The sequence below is a fragment of the Streptomyces sp. NPDC001606 genome (assembly GCF_053596835.1).
Genome location: NZ_JBSFHC010000022.1, coordinates 84,996 through 100,243 on the forward strand (window position 1 = coordinate 84,996; position 15,248 = coordinate 100,243).

General features: G+C 71.8%; 13 protein-coding genes. 5 read left to right on the top strand and 8 right to left on the bottom strand.

Going from position 1 to position 15,248, the window contains the following annotated elements:
* The first annotated feature begins 65 nt into the window (after positions 1 to 65).
* Entirely contained in the window at positions 66 to 2,357 is a 2,292-nt protein-coding gene (locus tag ACWCV9_RS31665) for a transglycosylase domain-containing protein (RefSeq protein ID WP_450791714.1), read from the top strand.
* 71 nt (positions 2,358 to 2,428) lie between these two features.
* On the opposite strand, the gene ACWCV9_RS31670 is transcribed toward ACWCV9_RS31665, so the two are convergent.
* The 3 genes from ACWCV9_RS31670 to ACWCV9_RS31680 all read right to left on the bottom strand — a co-directional run bounded on the left by ACWCV9_RS31670 (position 2,429) and on the right by ACWCV9_RS31680 (position 6,990).
* Complete coding sequence (locus tag ACWCV9_RS31670; protein WP_450791716.1) at positions 2,429 to 4,513, bottom strand: SpoIIE family protein phosphatase; 2,085 nt, start codon at positions 4,511 to 4,513, stop codon at positions 2,429 to 2,431.
* 295 nt (positions 4,514 to 4,808) lie between these two features.
* Complete coding sequence (gene fomD, locus ACWCV9_RS31675) at positions 4,809 to 5,498, bottom strand: cytidylyl-2-hydroxypropylphosphonate hydrolase (protein ID WP_450791718.1); 690 nt, start codon at positions 5,496 to 5,498, stop codon at positions 4,809 to 4,811.
* A gap of 106 nt (positions 5,499 to 5,604) precedes the next feature.
* The gene (locus ACWCV9_RS31680) at positions 5,605 to 6,990 is read right to left on the bottom strand and encodes a class II fumarate hydratase (protein WP_450791719.1); all 1,386 of its coding nucleotides are present in this window, start codon (positions 6,988 to 6,990) and stop codon (positions 5,605 to 5,607) included.
* An 83-nt stretch (positions 6,991 to 7,073) separates the two neighbouring features.
* Between ACWCV9_RS31680 and ACWCV9_RS31685 the strand changes: the two genes are divergently transcribed.
* Complete coding sequence (locus tag ACWCV9_RS31685) at positions 7,074 to 7,778, top strand: nucleotidyltransferase domain-containing protein (protein WP_450791721.1); 705 nt, start codon at positions 7,074 to 7,076, stop codon at positions 7,776 to 7,778.
* A gap of 70 nt (positions 7,779 to 7,848) precedes the next feature.
* On the opposite strand, the gene ACWCV9_RS31690 is transcribed toward ACWCV9_RS31685, so the two are convergent.
* Positions 7,849 to 9,519: a fumarate hydratase gene (locus ACWCV9_RS31690; protein WP_450791722.1), complete on the bottom strand. Its 1,671-nt coding sequence runs from the start codon at positions 9,517 to 9,519 to the stop codon at positions 7,849 to 7,851.
* 168 nt (positions 9,520 to 9,687) lie between these two features.
* Between ACWCV9_RS31690 and ACWCV9_RS31695 the strand changes: the two genes are divergently transcribed.
* Positions 9,688 to 10,455 carry a DUF1707 SHOCT-like domain-containing protein gene (locus ACWCV9_RS31695; RefSeq protein WP_450791724.1) on the top strand — a complete coding sequence of 256 codons (768 nt, stop codon included), beginning with the start codon at positions 9,688 to 9,690 and terminating at the stop codon, positions 10,453 to 10,455.
* 186 nt (positions 10,456 to 10,641) lie between these two features.
* Positions 10,642 to 11,034, top strand: coding sequence for a WhiB family transcriptional regulator (locus ACWCV9_RS31700; protein ID WP_385840251.1), 393 nt, complete (start codon positions 10,642 to 10,644; stop codon positions 11,032 to 11,034).
* A 92-nt stretch (positions 11,035 to 11,126) separates the two neighbouring features.
* Here the strand turns inward: ACWCV9_RS31700 and glpX are convergent, their stop codons facing one another.
* Positions 11,127 to 12,161: a class II fructose-bisphosphatase gene (glpX, locus tag ACWCV9_RS31705; protein WP_385840250.1), complete on the bottom strand. Its 1,035-nt coding sequence runs from the start codon at positions 12,159 to 12,161 to the stop codon at positions 11,127 to 11,129.
* 127 nt (positions 12,162 to 12,288) lie between these two features.
* Between glpX and ACWCV9_RS31710 the strand changes: the two genes are divergently transcribed.
* Positions 12,289 to 12,816 carry a DUF4245 domain-containing protein gene (locus tag ACWCV9_RS31710; RefSeq protein WP_450791725.1) on the top strand — a complete coding sequence of 176 codons (528 nt, stop codon included), beginning with the start codon at positions 12,289 to 12,291 and terminating at the stop codon, positions 12,814 to 12,816.
* 79 nt (positions 12,817 to 12,895) lie between these two features.
* On the opposite strand, the gene ACWCV9_RS31715 is transcribed toward ACWCV9_RS31710, so the two are convergent.
* From ACWCV9_RS31715 to xseA, 3 genes are all read right to left on the bottom strand, one after another.
* On the bottom strand, positions 12,896 to 13,486 hold the full coding sequence (locus tag ACWCV9_RS31715; RefSeq protein ID WP_450791727.1) for a malonic semialdehyde reductase: 591 nt from the start codon (positions 13,484 to 13,486) through the stop codon (positions 12,896 to 12,898).
* Positions 13,487 to 13,625: 139 nt separating this feature from the next.
* Positions 13,626 to 13,841 carry an exodeoxyribonuclease VII small subunit gene (locus ACWCV9_RS31720; RefSeq protein WP_450791728.1) on the bottom strand — a complete coding sequence of 72 codons (216 nt, stop codon included), beginning with the start codon at positions 13,839 to 13,841 and terminating at the stop codon, positions 13,626 to 13,628.
* Complete coding sequence (xseA, locus tag ACWCV9_RS31725) at positions 13,838 to 15,046, bottom strand: exodeoxyribonuclease VII large subunit (protein ID WP_450791729.1); 1,209 nt, start codon at positions 15,044 to 15,046, stop codon at positions 13,838 to 13,840. Before xseA ends, ACWCV9_RS31720 begins: the two co-directional genes overlap by 4 nt.
* Positions 15,047 to 15,248: the final 202 nt, after the last annotated feature.

Genomic DNA, 15,248 nt, shown 5'->3' on the forward strand with positions numbered 1-15,248 from the left:
GTCATAGAGGCGGGTGTTAGCTTTCGGAGCTGACCATCCAGAGACGGAAGCGAGCGTAGGGACTCATGGGACGAGCGGAAGAGAGACGAGCGCGGCAGCGCGGTGGCCGCCGCGCGGCGCCCCAGCCGCGCCGCTCCGGGCCCGAGACCGGCCGCAGGCCGCTCATACGCCGGCTGTTCACCTGGAAGAAGGTCCTCGGCACCTTCTTCGGGCTGTGCCTGCTGCTGATCGGCGGCTTCATCGCGCTCTACCTGTCCGTCGACATCCCCCAGGCGAACGCGGCCGCCCAGCAGCAGAGCAACGTCTACAAGTTCAGCGACGGCACGGTGCTGGCCCGCGACGGCAAGACCAACCGCGAGATCGTCGACCTGTCGAAGGTGCCCCGCAAGGTCCAGCTGACCTTCGTGGCCGCCGAGAACAAGAGCTTCTACAACGACGTCGGCATCGACTTCAAGGGCACTGCCCGCGCCATGCTCAACACGCTGACCGGCAAGGGCAAGCAGGGCGGCTCGACCATCACCCAGCAGTACGTCAAGAACTACTACCTCAACCAGGACCAGACCGTCACCCGCAAGCTGAGGGAACTGGTCATCTCGTTGAAGGTGGACCGCGAGAAGACCAAGGACCAGATCCTCGCCGGCTACATCAACACCAGCTACTACGGCCGTGGCGCCTACGGCATCCAGGCCGCGGCCCAGGCGTACTACCACATCGACGCCAAGAAGCTCAGTGTCCAGCAGGGCGCCTATCTCGCCGCCCTGCTCCAGGCGCCCAGCCAGTACGACTGGGCCGTCGCGAGCGACACCGGCAAGCGGCTGGTCAAGGAGCGCTGGAACTACGTCCTCGACAACATGGTCAAGCAGCACTGGCTGGACCCCGCCGCGCGGCAGGCCATGCACTTCCCCAAGCCCAGGGCCCCCAAGGGCGCCCCGGGCCTCGACGGGCAGAAGGGCTATCTGGTCGAGCTCGCCAACCAGCAGCTCGAACAGCGGCTCATGCAGACCGACGGGCTGACCCAGGCCCAGGCGGAGACCGCGGTCGAACGCAAGGGCTGGACCATCACGCTCAGCGTCGACCGCAAGAAGCAGGCCGCGCTGGAACAGGCCGTCAAGACCCAGCTGACCGGCAAGCTCGAGCCCAAGCAGCGCAAGGTCGACCGCAACGTCCAGGCCGGAGCCGTCTCGGTCAACCCACGGAACGGCCAGATCGTCGCGCTCTACGGCGGCCAGGACTACTACAAGCACTACATCGACAACGCCACCCGGCGGGACTACCAGCCGGCCTCGACGTTCAAGCCCGTCATCCTCGCCGCCGCGCTCCAGAACGGCGCCACCACCCAGGACGGGACCCCGATCAGCGCCGACACCGTCTACGACGGCACCAGCGGCCGCCCGGTCGTGGACCACGGCAGCAAGGCCGGCTTCGCACCGCCCAACGAGGACGACGTCGACTACGGGCCCATCACCGTCCAGCAGGCGATGAACAACTCGGTCAACTCGGTCTTCGCGCAGATGGGCGTGGACGTCGGGATGACCCGGGTGATGGACACCGCCAAGCAGCTCGGCATGGACACCAAGGGCATGCAGGCCGTGCCCGCCCAGACCCTGGGCTCCATGGGCGCGAGCCCGCTGGAGATGGCCGGCATCTACGCCACCTTCGCCAACCACGGCGACCGGGTCACCCCGTCGATCATCAAGTCGGCCGAGCTGAACGGCCGTACCGTCAAGCCGGACTCGCTCGGCGCGTCCGTGCTCAGCCGGAGCGCCGCCGACACCGTCACCTCGGTGCTCACCGGCGTGGTCGACGACGGTACGGCGAAGGAGCACGTGGCCGACAACCCGCTGCGCGCCGGCCAGCAGGTGGCCGGCAAGACCGGCACCTCCGACGAGGACAAGTCCGCCTGGTTCACCGGCTACACGCCCGACCTGGTCACCTCCGTCGGCCTGTTCGGCGAGGAGAAGGGCACCGGCCGCCATGTCTCCCTGACGGGCGCGACCGGACAACTGCCCGGCTCGGGCCGCGTCAACGGCGGCACCTACCCGGCACAGATCTGGGCCCAGTACACCTTCGGCGTGACCCACGCCGCCACGTTCGAGCTGGACACCACCCAGGGCGCCGCCGTCGCCCCGACCCCGCCGCCGACGGTCAGCCACACCCCGACCCGGACGCCCTCGCAGACGCCCACCAGCAAGGCACCGACGTCGTCCGCGCCGCCGTCCCGGACCCCCACGCAGACGCCGACCAGCGCGCCGCCGTCCCGGACGCCCACCCAGACCCCGCCGACCCAGACGCCGACCAGCCAGGAGCCGACGGACCCGATCACCCCGGAGGACCCGCTGGACCCGGCCAACCAGTAGCGGCCGGCAGGGAGCGGACACACGAAGGGCGCCCGGTGCACACCGGGCGCCCTTGTGCATGTGTACGGCCGTCAGCTCCGGTTCAGCTCGAACCAGACCACCTTGCCCACGCTCAGCCGGGTCGCGCCCCAGCGCCGGGCCAGCCGGTTCACCAGGTACAGGCCGCGCCCGCCCTCGTCCGTGGCCCGCGCCTGCCGCAGCCGCGGCAACTGCGGCACATCGTCGCCGACCTCGCAGCGCAGCACGTCCGTGCGCAGCAGCCGCAGCGTCACCGGCCGGGACGCGTACCGTACGGCGTTCGTCACGACCTCGCTGACCAGCAGCTCCACCGAGTCCGTCAGCTCCTCCAGGTCCCAGCGGGCGAGCGCACGCCGGGCCAGCCGACGGGCCTGGCCCGGCGCCGAGTCCTCCGGAGCCAGCGTCCAGTACGCCACATCGCTCGGCGCGATCCCGTCGAAGCGGGCCGCGAGCAGCGCGATGTCGTCGTCCCGGTCGCCCGGACCGAGCATGTCGAGGACCTCGTCACACAGCGCCTCCAGCGGCGGCGGATGGTCCGGGCCGGTCAACTGGGCGGTCGCGGCCAGCCGTTCCCGCAGCTGCTCTATGCCGGTCCACACGTCCCGCAGCCGGGACTCCACCAGCCCGTCGGTGTACAGCAGCAGCGTGGCCCCGGCGGGCGCGTCCAGCTCCACCGCCTCGAAATCCACCCCGCCCACGCCGATCGGCGCGCCCGGCGGCACCCGCAGCACCTCGGCCCGCCCGCCCAGATGCAGCAGCACGGGCGGCGGATGGCCGGCGTTGGCGATGGTGATGCGGTGCGTCACCGGGTCGTAGACCGCGTACAGGCAGGTCGCCATGCGGTCGGTGCCCAGCCGCTGCGCCTGCTCGTCCAGGTGGTGCAGCACCTCCTGCGGCGGCAGGTCCAGCCCGGCCAGGGTCTGCGCGGTGGTGCGCAGCTGCCCCATGATCGCCGCCGAGGTCATCGAGTGCCCCATGACATCTCCGACGACCAGCGCCACCCGGCTGCCGGGCAGCGGGATCGCGTCGTACCAGTCGCCGCCCACCCGGGCCGTCTCGGCGGCCGGGAGGTACCGGGACGCGAGCCGCACACCGGTCGGCCGGGGCAGCGTCTCGGGCAGCATGGTGCGCTGCAACTCGTCGGCGATGTAGGCCTCCCGGCCGTACAGCACCGCCTTGTCGATGCCGAGCGCGCTGTGCGTGGCCAGCTGCGCGGCCACCAGCAGGTCGTCCGCCTCGAAGGCGAGCCGCTCCGGGCGGCGCAGGAACAGCGCCGCGCCGATCACCCGGCGCCGGCCGCGCAGCGGCGCGAGGATCGCGTGCTGCCCGGAGGGCACCAGCGCCTCGCCGTCCTCGCCGAGCAGCTCGGGCAGCGCGGCCCGGGCGGCGGGCGCGTCCGCGAAGACCGGGCGCACCCCGCGCAGCACCTCGTTCAGCGCACCGCCGGGCAGCACCTCGCACAGCTCGGTGGTCAGCGCCGACAGATCGGCCAGCGGGGAGGGATCCGGTTCCGGCTCGAAGGCCGGCGGCAGCAGCACACCGTCGGTGTCCCGCTCCTCCGGGATCCGGTCGGTGCGGCGCAGCCGCAGCATCACCGGGCCGGTGGGCCGCTCGTCGCCGACCGGCAGCGGGTCGCGCAGATAGACGAGGATCGCGTCCGAGAAGGTCGGCACCGTGGCCCGGCACAGGCCCATCACGATCTCGTCCAGGTCGAGGCCGCGGGCGATCCGCCGGGTGGCCGCGCCGACGAACCTGAGCCGGTCGCCGTCGCGCCGCATCGGCATCGGCCGCCCCGGCGGCAGTCCCCGCCCGGTACGGCGCTCCGTGGCGCCCGGTGTCCGGTCCTGCTCGGCACCGGGCTGCGGCGGAATCCCCTCCGTCGCGGGACGCGGGCGGTGCGCGCCGGGTTCGGCGGTGGCCGGCTGGGAGTGCTCTGGACCGTTGACTGAGGGCTCCTTCCCCTGGTCACCCGGGCCGCGGGACGTGGCCGTCCCGGGGCCGGAGGGCGTCCCGTCGGACCGGGCCTGGACCGGTAAGGCGGGCATGCCGAGCTGGGTCGGGGTACGCAAGAGCGCCCCGCGGGCCTCCGCGGGGTCGGCGCCCTGAGGGCGCTCGAAGGAGGTGGGCTGCTCCGTCACGCGTGTCGCATCCATCCGTCCGGGGCTGCGCGCCGGGCGCGCAGTTGGTCCCGCAGAAGTCCCGATACCCGCAATACGTGCCCCAGGAACGGAATTTCCGCGTGCTGAGCGGTTGTCGCCGTGCCACCGGCGGGGCCCGCACGGCCGGTGATGGTGCCCTGGTACCCCTCGTTCACGTGCTGACGCCCCTCGGTGACGATCGGTCAGGCCCGGTGCTTGCTCCGGTAGTTGCTGCTGTTGTACGCCCTTGCGGAGGACGATCCTACGTTTCTTGCCCGGGGGCGCATCAAGGGTCTCATGAGGACACGTGCGCGGGGGTGCGGTCCCAGTCCTCGGGGAGTGACGGTACCGCCCAGGAGGGGTCCGGGCGCCAGTGCTGCCAGCCGTCGGAGAACGGCGCCCCCCACGCCTCGATCACCCCGATCGCCTCCCGCCCGGCCGCCCGGACCCGCTCGGCGGTCGCCGCGTCCATCAGCCCGTCCCGCTGGGCCTGGGCGAACTCGTCCTCGTCGCGCCAGTGCCAGCTGCGGTCCGGATCGACCGTGATGTCCAGGAAGTGATCCTCGGAGTCCACCCCGCCCGCCCAACGGGCCAGCGGTTCCTCGAGGTTGACGTACCAGTTCTTGAACTGCCAGCCCGCCTCCCAGAACAGCCACACCGACCAGGGCCGGCCGGGCTGGGCCAGCTTCAGCACACCGGTGCCGAACCAGCGGCCCCGCTGCACCGCGCGGGGCTTGGTGTAGCGGGACTCCAGCGGCTCCTGGTGGACCGGGGTGCCGTCGGCCAGCACCGGCTTGACGCACTCGGTGCCGGGGGCCATCCAGACGGCGAGCAGCTCGGCGTCGTCGCGGACGACGGTGACGGGCCGTGCGATGTGGAAGTGCGCACCGGAGTTCTCCCGGTACCGCCACAGGATCGGTGTCCCCGGGGCCCAGTAGGTCAGGGGTCCGGCTGCCATCTGTGTCATCGCTCCGTCGTCCGTCATGGACAGATATTAGGTGTCCCGGGACCGTGTCGCTGCGGTGCGGGTCACGGTCCCCGGCGGTGGCCGGAAACGTTCGCCGCCGGGGACGTGCCGGGTCACCGGGCCGTCACGGGCGGGTCATCCGCAGGACGTCCAGCGCCTCGTCCAGCTGCTGCGCCGTCAGTTCGCCCCGCTCGACGTATCCGCCCTCCAGCACCACCTCGCGGATCGTCTTCCGCTCGGCGAGCGACTTCTTGGCGACCTTCGCGGCCTCCTCGTACCCGATGTACTTGTTCAGCGGGGTGACGACGGACGGGGACGACTCGGCGTACTCCCGGGCGCGTTCACGGTCGGCGGTGATGCCGTCGACGGTCCGGTCGGCCAGCAGCCGCGAGACGTTGGCGAGCAGCCGGACCGACTCCAGCACGTTCTTGGCGATGACCGGCAGCATGACGTTGAGTTCGAAGTTGCCGGCGGCACCGGCGGTCGCGATGGTGGCGTCGTTGCCGATCACCTGCGCGGCGACCATCAGCACCGCCTCCGGTACGACCGGATTCACCTTGCCCGGCATGATGGACGACCCCGGCTGGAGATCGGGCAGCCGGATCTCCGCGAGCCCGGTCCGCGGCCCCGACGACATCCACCGCAGATCGTTGGCGATCTTCGTCAGGCCGACCGCGATGGTCCTGAGCTGGCCGCTGGTCTCCACGATCCCGTCCCGGGCACCCTGCGCCTCGAAGTGGTCGCGGGCCTCGGTCAGCGGCAGCCCGGTGACCCGGGCGACCTCCTCGATCACGGCGGCCGAGAACCCGGGCGGGGTGTTGATCCCGGTCCCGACCGCGGTCCCGCCGAGCGGCAGTTCGGCGAGCCGGGGAAGGGACGCCCGCAGCCGCTCGACGCCGTACCGCACCTGGGCCGCGTACCCCCCGAACTCCTGCCCCAGGGTCACCGGGGTGGCGTCCATCAGGTGCGTCCGCCCGGACTTGACGACGTCGGCGAACTCGTCGGCCTTGCGGGAGAGGGCGGCGGCGAGGTGGTCGAGGGCCGGGATCAGGTCGTGGGTCACGGCGGCGGTGGCCGCGATGTGGATGCTGGACGGGAAGACGTCGTTGGACGACTGCGAGGCGTTGACGTGGTCGTTGGGGTGCACGTCCCGGCCGAGCCGCTCGCTCGCCAGGGTGGCGATGACCTCGTTGGTGTTCATGTTGGACGAGGTCCCCGAGCCGGTCTGGAACACGTCCACCGGGAAGTGCTCGTCCCACGTCCCCTCGGCGACCTCCCGGGCCGCCTCCTGGATCGCCTCGGCGATGTCCTTGTCCACCACTCCCAGCTCGGCGTTCACCTTGGCGGCGGCGCCCTTGATCCGGGCCAGCGCCTCGATGTGGGCGCGTTCCAGCCGCTGCCCCGAGACCGGGAAGTTCTCGACGGCACGCTGGGTCTGCGCCCGCCACTTCGCGTGTGCCGGAACCCTGACCTCGCCCATGGAGTCGTGCTCGATGCGGTAGTCGCTCATGCCGGGTACAGCGATCGGACGGACGCGTATGTTCCGAGGGCTGGGCCGGTCGGGTACGGGCCGCGGTCCGCCACACTGGGCCGATGGATCATGTGACGATCGCACGGGACCTGGTGCACGCCCGCTTCCCCGACGCGCGCGCCGCGTTCCTCGCCGGAAGCGTGCTGACCGAGCGCCGTACCCCCACCTCGGACCTGGACATCGTCGTGCTGCTGGCCGGGCCGCCCGCGCCCTTCCGGGAGAGCCTGGTGCACCGGGGCTGGCCGGTGGAGCTGTTCGTCCAGACGGAGGCCGACTGGCGGGCCTTCGCGGAGCGGGAGACGGCCGGGCGCAGCTCACCGCTGCTGCACATGTGCGCGCACGGCATGCTGCTGGCCGACGCGGACGGCCTCGGCGCGGCCCTGCGCACCGAGGCCCGGGAACGCCTCGCCGCGGGCCCGCCGCCCGTCCCGGCCGCCGAGCTGGCGGACCGGCGGTACGCGCTCACCGACACCCTGGACGACTTCCGCGGCTGCACCGACCCGCTGGAGCGCACCTATCTGGTGGCCGACCTGCTCCGGCGCGCCTCCGAGCTGGTGCTGCTCACGGGGGGCCACTGGCTGGGCGGCGGCAAGTGGCTCTCCCGCCGTCTGGCCATGGCCGACCCCGGCCTGCACGGCCGGCTGACGGCGGCCGCGGCGGCGGCGGTCGCCGGTACGGCCGAGGGGGCCGACGCTTTCACGGCGGCGGTCCAGGAGGCCCTGGACCTGGCAGGCGGCCCCCTGTGGGCGGGCTACCGCCGGGGCTGACGGCGCCTCCCTGGGAGGGGACGGGTAGGGGCGGCGGGGGCGAGATCCGTCCCCCGCCGCACCCGAGGTACTACGCCAGCCCGGGCCCGCGAACCGGAATCGACGTGAACGTCGGCGCCGGGGCCGGGTCCTGGAAGAAGTCGTTGCCCTTGTCGTCCACCACGATGAACGCCGGGAAGTCCTCGACCTCGATCTTCCACACGGCCTCCATGCCCAGCTCCTCGTACTCCAGGACCTCCACCTTCTTGATGCAGTCCTGGGCGAGACGGGCGGCGGGGCCGCCGATGGAGCCGAGGTAGAAGCCGCCGTGCGCGGCACACGCGTCGGTGACCTGCTTGGACCGGTTGCCCTTCGCCAGCATCACCTTGGAGCCGCCCGCCGCCTGGAACTGCTCGACGTAGGAGTCCATCCGGCCGGCCGTCGTCGGGCCGAAGGAACCGGAGGCGTACCCCTCGGGCGTCTTCGCCGGGCCCGCGTAGTACACCGGGTGGTCCTTCAGGTACTGCGGCATCTCCTCGCCCGCGTCCAGCCGCTCCTTGATCTTGGCGTGGGCGATGTCACGGGCCACGACCAGCGGACCGGTCAGCGAGAGACGGGTCTTGACCGGGTACTTGGTCAGCTCCGCGAGGATCGTGTCCATCGGCTGGTTGAGGTCGATCTTGACGACGTCCGAGGACTCGTCGAGGTGCTCGTCCGTGGTCTCCGGCAGGAACCGCGCCGGGTCGGTCTCCAGCTGCTCCAGGAAGACGCCCTCGGCGGTGATCTTCGCGACGGCCTGGCGGTCGGCCGAGCAGGAGACGGCGATGGCGACCGGGCAGGACGCGCCGTGCCGCGGCAGCCGGATCACCCGCACGTCGTGGCAGAAGTACTTGCCGCCGAACTGCGCGCCGATGCCGATCTTCTGGGTCAGCTCGAAGACCTTCTCCTCCAGCTCCTTGTCGCGGAAGCCGTGGCCCAGCTCCGAGCCCTCCGCCGGGATCTCGTCCAGGTAGTGCGCGGAGGCGTACTTCGCGGTCTTCAGCGCGTACTCCGCGCTGGTGCCGCCGACGACGATCGCCAGGTGGTACGGCGGGCAGGCGGCCGTACCCAGCGAACGGATCTTCTCCTCCAGGAACTTCATCATGGAGGCCTCGTTCAGGACGGCCTTCGTCTCCTGGTAGAGGAAGGACTTGTTGGCGGAGCCGCCGCCCTTCGCCATGAACAGGAACTTGTAGGCGCCGCCGTCCGTGGCGTACAGCTCGATCTGGGCCGGCAGGTTGGAGCCGGTGTTCTTCTCCTCCCACATGGTGAGCGGAGCCATCTGCGAGTAGCGCAGGTTGAGCTTGGTGTAGGCGTCGTAGATGCCGTGGGAGAGGTGCTTCTCGTCCTCGCCGGACGTGAGCACGTTCTGCCCGCGCTTGCCCATGACGATCGCCGTGCCGGTGTCCTGGCACATGGGCAGCATGCCGGCCGCCGCGATGTTCGCGTTCTTCAGCAGGTCCAGCGCGACGAACTTGTCGTTGCCGGACGCCTCCGGGTCGTCGATGATCCGGCGCAGCTGGGCGAGGTGGGCGGGGCGCAGATAGTGCTGGATGTCGTGGATGGCCTCGGCGGCCAGCGTGCGCAGCGCCTCCGGCTCCACCTTGAGGAACGTCCGCCCGTCCGGGCCCTCGACGGTGGAGACGCCCTCGGACGTCACCAGCCGGTACGGGGTGGTGTCCTCTCCCTGGGGGAGCAGATCGGTGTACGCGAACTCAGGCATCTCAGCCCATTCCTCACTCTGACGGACGGCCGCCCGCCGACGCTGGCGGGCCTCACCAGCCTAGAACCTGCCGCCGACACGGAACCTGTGAGGTAAGGCTCAGTTCGACACGCCGGGGTTTTCCACAGCCCCTAGTCGCGATCTATCGCGTTTCGGTACGCTGCTGCCGTGGACCTTCAGAAGCCCGCCCGAACCCCCGACACGACCGACGCGACCGCCGCCCCGAGCGCCCTGGGTGTCCCGGGCCCCGGCGGGCTGCGCGCCTCGGACGCCGACCGTGACCGGGTCGCCGACATCCTCCGTGAGGCCCTCGCCGAGGGCCGGCTGACCGCCGACGAGCACGCCGAGCGCGTGGACGGCGTGCTGCGCGCCAAGACCGTGGGTGAACTGGAGGTCTTCCTCCAGGACCTGCCCGGCGCCCACCAGCGGCCGGCCGCCTCCGCCTACACCGCGGCCGCGCCACGCCCCGCCCCGGACGCGCTGCCCGCCGAGGCCGACGCCAGCGTGGTCGCGGTCTTCAGCAGCGCCGTCCGCCGCGGCCGCTGGCGCGCCGGGCGCCGGCTGCACGCGTATTCGGTCTTCGGCAGCGTCGAGATAGACCTGAGCGAGGCGATCTTCGAGTACCAGCAGGTCGTCATCAAGGCCGTGTCGGTCTTCGGCGACGTCCAGATCCGGGTGCCGGAGAACGTGTCGCTGCGCGGCACCGGCGGCGGCGTCCTCGGCAACTTCGAGGTGGACACGCTGGACTCGGTCGACGCGAACGCGCCGGTCGTCTACGTCGACGGCTGGGCCGTGCTCGGCAATGTGGAGGCGCGGGCCAAGCGCGGCCGGCGGGTGGCGGACATCCTGGAGCGGGTGCAGAGCAAGGTCGACCGGAAGCTGGAGCGCACCCAGGACAAGGTCGACCGGAAGCTGCGCAAGCACCTGGGGCGTTGACGGCCGCGCATCGCCCGCCGGGCGGACGGCCGGACCGCCGGGGGCGCTGCGCCGGTGGCGCTGTACCGGGGGCGCGAACGAGCCGCCGTGCGCCTGCGCTTGGGAACGCTGTGCATAGGCCCGCGCACAGCGGGTAGGCCTTGCTGCATCGTGTCTCGCCCGCGAAGCCGTCGTCAGGAGTAGACCGTGCTGCAACCGCCGCATTCGTCCCTGCATGTAGCTGCCGTTCCGGCCCAGCGGATGCCGGCACAGGACAGGGATCGAGGCAGGGACCGGGACCAGGACGCCCCGTGGCACACCGAGGCGGTGTGCCGGCGTGACGAGGCGGGGCTGTTCTTCGCCCCGTCGAAGGAGCCGACCGCGGCCCGGCTGTCCCGTGAGGAAGCGGCCAAACGCGTCTGCGCCCGCTGCCCGGTCATGGTCGAGTGCCGCGAACACGCCCTCCTCCAGCCCGAGCCCTACGGCGTCTGGGGCGGCCTGACGGCGGCGGAGCGCCGCGTGGTGCTGGCGAGGCGCCGCCGGCGGGACCTGGAGCTGAAGAAGGCGGCGCGGGCGACCACCAACCGCATAGCGGGATGAGCCCGGCCGCGTAGCCGCAGGGAGAGCCGCCGCCGGGCCGGATGAGATCAGCGCCCCCTCCGCACAGGGGGCGCCGCACGTCCCGGCAGGTGCTACTTGGCCCGGTCGAAGTCGATCGCGCTGTAGGCCCGCAGCTTCCTCAGCCGGTGCTCGGAGTCGATCCTGCGCACCGTCCCCGACTTCGACCGCATCACGATCGACTCGGTCAGCGCGGTCTCCGACCGGTACCGCACGCCCCGCAGCAGCTCACCGTCGGTGATGCCGGTCGCGACGAAGAAGACGTTCTCGCCGGACACCAGGTCGTCGGTGGTCAGCACCCGGTCCAAGTCGTGCCCGGCGTCGATGGCCCGCTGCCGCTCCTCGTCGTCCTTGGGCCACAGCTTGCCCTGGATGGTGCCGCCGAGGCACTTCACGGCGCAGGCCGAGATGATTCCCTCGGGGGTGCCGCCGATGCCGAGCAGCAGATCGACGCCGGTGCCCTCGCGCAGCGCGTAGATGGAGCCGGCGACATCGCCGTCGGAGATCAGCTTGATGCGCGCGCCGGCCTCCCGGACCTCGCGGATCAGACCCTCGTGCCGCGGCCGGTCGAGGATGACGACGGTGACGTCCTCCGGCGCGGACCGCTTGGCCTTGGCGATGCGCTTGATGTTCACGGCCACGGGCGCGTCGATGTCGACGAACTCGGCCGCCTCGGGGCCGGTGACCAGCTTGTCCATGTAGAACACGGCGGACGGGTCGAACATCGCGCCGCGCTCGGCGGCGGCCAGGACGGCGATCGCGTTCGGCATGCCCTTGGCGGTCAGCGTGGTGCCGTCGATCGGGTCGACGGCGATGTCGACCTCGGGGCCGGTGCCGTCGCCCACGTGCTCCCCGTTGAAGAGCATCGGGGCCTCGTCCTTCTCGCCCTCACCGATGACGACGACGCCGTTCATCGAGACGGTGGAGACGAGGGTCCGCATGGCGCGCACCGCGGCACCGTCGGCGCCGTTCTTGTCGCCGCGCCCCACCCAGCGGCCCGCGGCCATCGCCGCGGCTTCGGTCACCCGGACCAGTTCCAGGGCGAGGTTGCGGTCGGGAGCCTCGGAGGGAACGTCAAGCTCGGACGGCAGATGATGATTTTCGGTCATCGGAGCGCACCTTTCTGATACGACGACGGCCGGATGAGGGTAGTGCCCCTGACTCTATCGTTAGGCAGACAAAATGAGCAGGGGACCCCACGGATGAGCGCTTGGGGCACCTGCGACGATAGAGGGCGTGGCAGGTTCGAAAGGCAAGCAGAAGACGGCCCGGGACATGGTTCTCTCCCTGGCCCTGATCGCCGTCGTGGCGGTCGGCATCTGGTTCGTCGGCGTCCCGCACGACGATCACGCTCCGGAGCTCAAGCGGGTCGACTACCGGGTCGAGCTGCTCACGGCCCGCCGGGCCGCGGGCTACCCGGTCGCGGCACCCGAGGGCCTGCCGAGTACCTGGAAAGCGACCTCCGTAAGCTTCCAGGAGGACGGCGGCGACCACTGGCACCTGGGCTTCCAGACCCCGGACGGGCAGTACGTCCAGGTCGAGCAGTCCACGCAGAAGCGCGCCGGGTTCATCGACGACGCCAGCCAGGGCGCCTCGGCGACCCAGCGGACCGAGCAGATCGCCGGCCGCACCTGGACCCGCTACACCGGCGGCCGCTACGACGCCCTCGTCCTGGAGAAGACGCCCGGCTCCACCACGGTGGTGGCCGGCACCGCGTCCTTCACCGAGCTGACGAAGATGGCGGCGGCGCTGAAGACCGGCTGACCTGCCCGCCGGCGCACGCGAACACACGAGAAGAGGCCCCCGGCGGTGCTGGGGGCCTCTTCTGGTGTGCCGTAGTGGCTCAGACGGTCGTGACGACGTCCTCGTAGGCCAGTCGCGGCGAGCGCGGGTACCAGGCGCCGGGGCCCGGCTTGCCGATGTTGACGATCATCAGCGGGGTGTGGTCCTCGTCCAGGAACTCCTTGCGGACGCCCTCGAAGTCGAACCCGGTCATCGGGCCGGCGGCCAGACCCGCGGCGCGCACGCCGACGATGAAGTAGGCGGCCTGGAGCGCGGCGTTGAGCGCGGCGGCGCCCTCCCGGGCCGGACGCTCGGCGAAGAAGAGGTCCTTGGCCTGCGGGAAGGCCGGGAAGAGGGCCGGCAGCTCCTCGTGGAACTCGTTGTCCGCGGAGAGGATCGCGACCAGCGGGGCGGCGGCGGTCTTCGGCTGGTTGCCCTCGGCCATGTGCTTCACCAGGCGCTCACGGGCCTCGGGGGAGCGGACCAGGGTGATGCGCAGCGGGGTCTGGTTGAAGGCGGTGGGGCCGTACTTGACCAGGTCGTAGATCGCCTGGACCTGCTCCTCGGTCACCGGCTCGTCGGTGAAGGTGTTCGCGGTGCGGGCCTCGCGGAACAGCAGGTCCTGGGCGGCGGGGTCAAGAACGAGAGACATGCGTGCCTTCCTCGGATGCGCGTCCGGTCCAGGGGTGCGGACCGGCTGACGGGTACGACCCTACGTCAATGAGGTTTAACCTTCAACCAACCTCTGGCCGGGGTGACCCGCCTCACGCGGACCGAGTCCCGCCGGCGCCCTACTCGGTCTCCTCCTCCTCGGCCAGCGCCGCGTCCAGCCGGGCCCGCGCGCCCTCCAGCCAGCGCCGGCACACCTTGGCCAGCTCCTCGCCGCGCTCCCACAGAGCGAGGGACTCCTCCAGCGTCGTACCGCCCGCCTCCAGCCGCCGTACCACCTCGATCAGCTCGTCCCGCGCCCGCTCGTACGACAGCGCCTCGTCCACCTTGCTCGTCATTCGCCCACCTTCACTGTGAATTCACCGTCGGCGACGCGGGCCCGCAGCGCCTCGCCGCCCGTCACCTCGGCCGGATCGCGCACCACATGCCCGTCGGCCTTTTGCAGCACCGCGTAGCCGCGCCGGAGCGTGGCCGCGGGGGAGAGCGCCACCACACGCGCGTGCGTGTGCGACAGCTCCGAGTCCGCGCGGTCGAGGAGATGACCGAGGGTGCGCCGGCCCCGCTCCGCCAGGGCGGCCACCTGATCGGCGCGCTCGTCCAGCATCCGGTGCGGATCCTCCATGCACGGCCGGGCCAGCGCATGGGCCAGCCCCCGCTCCTCCCGCTCCACGAATGCCCGCGCACAGCGCCGGGCGCGGTCCCGGAGCATCAGCACCCGCTCGAGCTCCTCACCGACGTCCGGTACGACCTTCTTGGCCGCGTCCGTCGGCGTCGAGGCACGCAGATCGGCGACGTGATCGAGCAGCGGGCTGTCCGGTTCGTGCCCGATCGCCGACACCACGGGCGTACGGCACTCCGCCACCGCCCGGACGAGCTGCTCGTCGGAGAACGGCAGCAGGTCCTCCACGCTGCCGCCGCCCCGCGCGACGATGATGACGTCCACGTCCTCCAGGGCGTCCAGCTCCTTCACCGCCTGCACGACCTGCGGCACCGCGTGCACGCCCTGCACGGCGACGTTGCGCACCTCGAAGCGGACGGCGGGCCAGCGGTGCCGGGCGTTCTCCAGCACGTCCCGCTCCGCGGCGGAGGCGCGTCCGCAGACCAGCCCGATCAGCTGCGGCAGGAACGGCAGCGGCTTCTTCCGCTCCGGGGCGAACAGCCCCTCGGCCGCGAGCGCCTTCTTCAGCTGCTCCAGCCGGGCCAGCAGCTCGCCGACGCCGACCGGCCTTATCTCGGCGGCCCGCAGCGACAGCTGCCCCCGCGGCGCGTACCACTCGGGCTTCGCCAGGACGACGACCCGGGCGCCCTCCCCGACGACGTCCGCGACCGCGTCGAACACCTGCCGGTAGCAGGTCACGCTCACGGAGATGTCGTGCGACGGGTCGCGCAGCGTCAGGAACACGACCCCGGCACCGGGCCGCCGCGACAACTGTGTGATCTGCCCCTCGACCCAGACGGCGCCGAGCCGGTCGATCCAGCCCCCGATCATCCGGGAGACCTCTCCGACGGGAAGCGGGGCTTCGGGGGACGTGTTCACAGCCATGCGCCGAGCGTAACGGTCCCCTGTGACACCGGGTCCCTCCCATGGTGGGGGCTCGCTGCCGTCCGAGGAGTGCGGCTCCGTCGTGGCCGCTCGCGCAGTTCCCCGCGCCCCTAAGGGGCGCAGCCCCGCGCCGTCGGTCTCTCGGGCACCGGGTCCTTGCCACCGTGGGGCTCGCTGCCGTCCGAGGTGCGCGGCTCCGTCG

What these genes read in the sequence shown, in the direction of transcription:
- xseA (WP_450791729.1), bottom strand. Translation starts at nt 15,046, where the DNA reads ATGGCTGTGAACACGTCCCCCGAAGCCCCGCTTCCCGTCGGAGAGGTC.
- ACWCV9_RS31685 (WP_450791721.1), top strand. Translation starts at nt 7,074, where the DNA reads ATGGATCATGTGACGATCGCACGGGACCTGGTGCACGCCCGCTTCCCC.
- ACWCV9_RS31720 (WP_450791728.1), bottom strand. Translation starts at nt 13,841, where the DNA reads ATGACGAGCAAGGTGGACGAGGCGCTGTCGTACGAGCGGGCGCGGGAC.
- ACWCV9_RS31715 (WP_450791727.1), bottom strand. Translation starts at nt 13,486, where the DNA reads ATGTCTCTCGTTCTTGACCCCGCCGCCCAGGACCTGCTGTTCCGCGAG.
- ACWCV9_RS31665 (WP_450791714.1), top strand. Translation starts at nt 66, where the DNA reads ATGGGACGAGCGGAAGAGAGACGAGCGCGGCAGCGCGGTGGCCGCCGC.
- ACWCV9_RS31690 (WP_450791722.1), bottom strand. Translation starts at nt 9,519, where the DNA reads ATGCCTGAGTTCGCGTACACCGATCTGCTCCCCCAGGGAGAGGACACC.
- glpX (WP_385840250.1), bottom strand. Translation starts at nt 12,161, where the DNA reads ATGACCGAAAATCATCATCTGCCGTCCGAGCTTGACGTTCCCTCCGAG.
- ACWCV9_RS31680 (WP_450791719.1), bottom strand. Translation starts at nt 6,990, where the DNA reads ATGAGCGACTACCGCATCGAGCACGACTCCATGGGCGAGGTCAGGGTT.
- fomD (WP_450791718.1), bottom strand. Translation starts at nt 5,498, where the DNA reads ATGACGGACGACGGAGCGATGACACAGATGGCAGCCGGACCCCTGACC.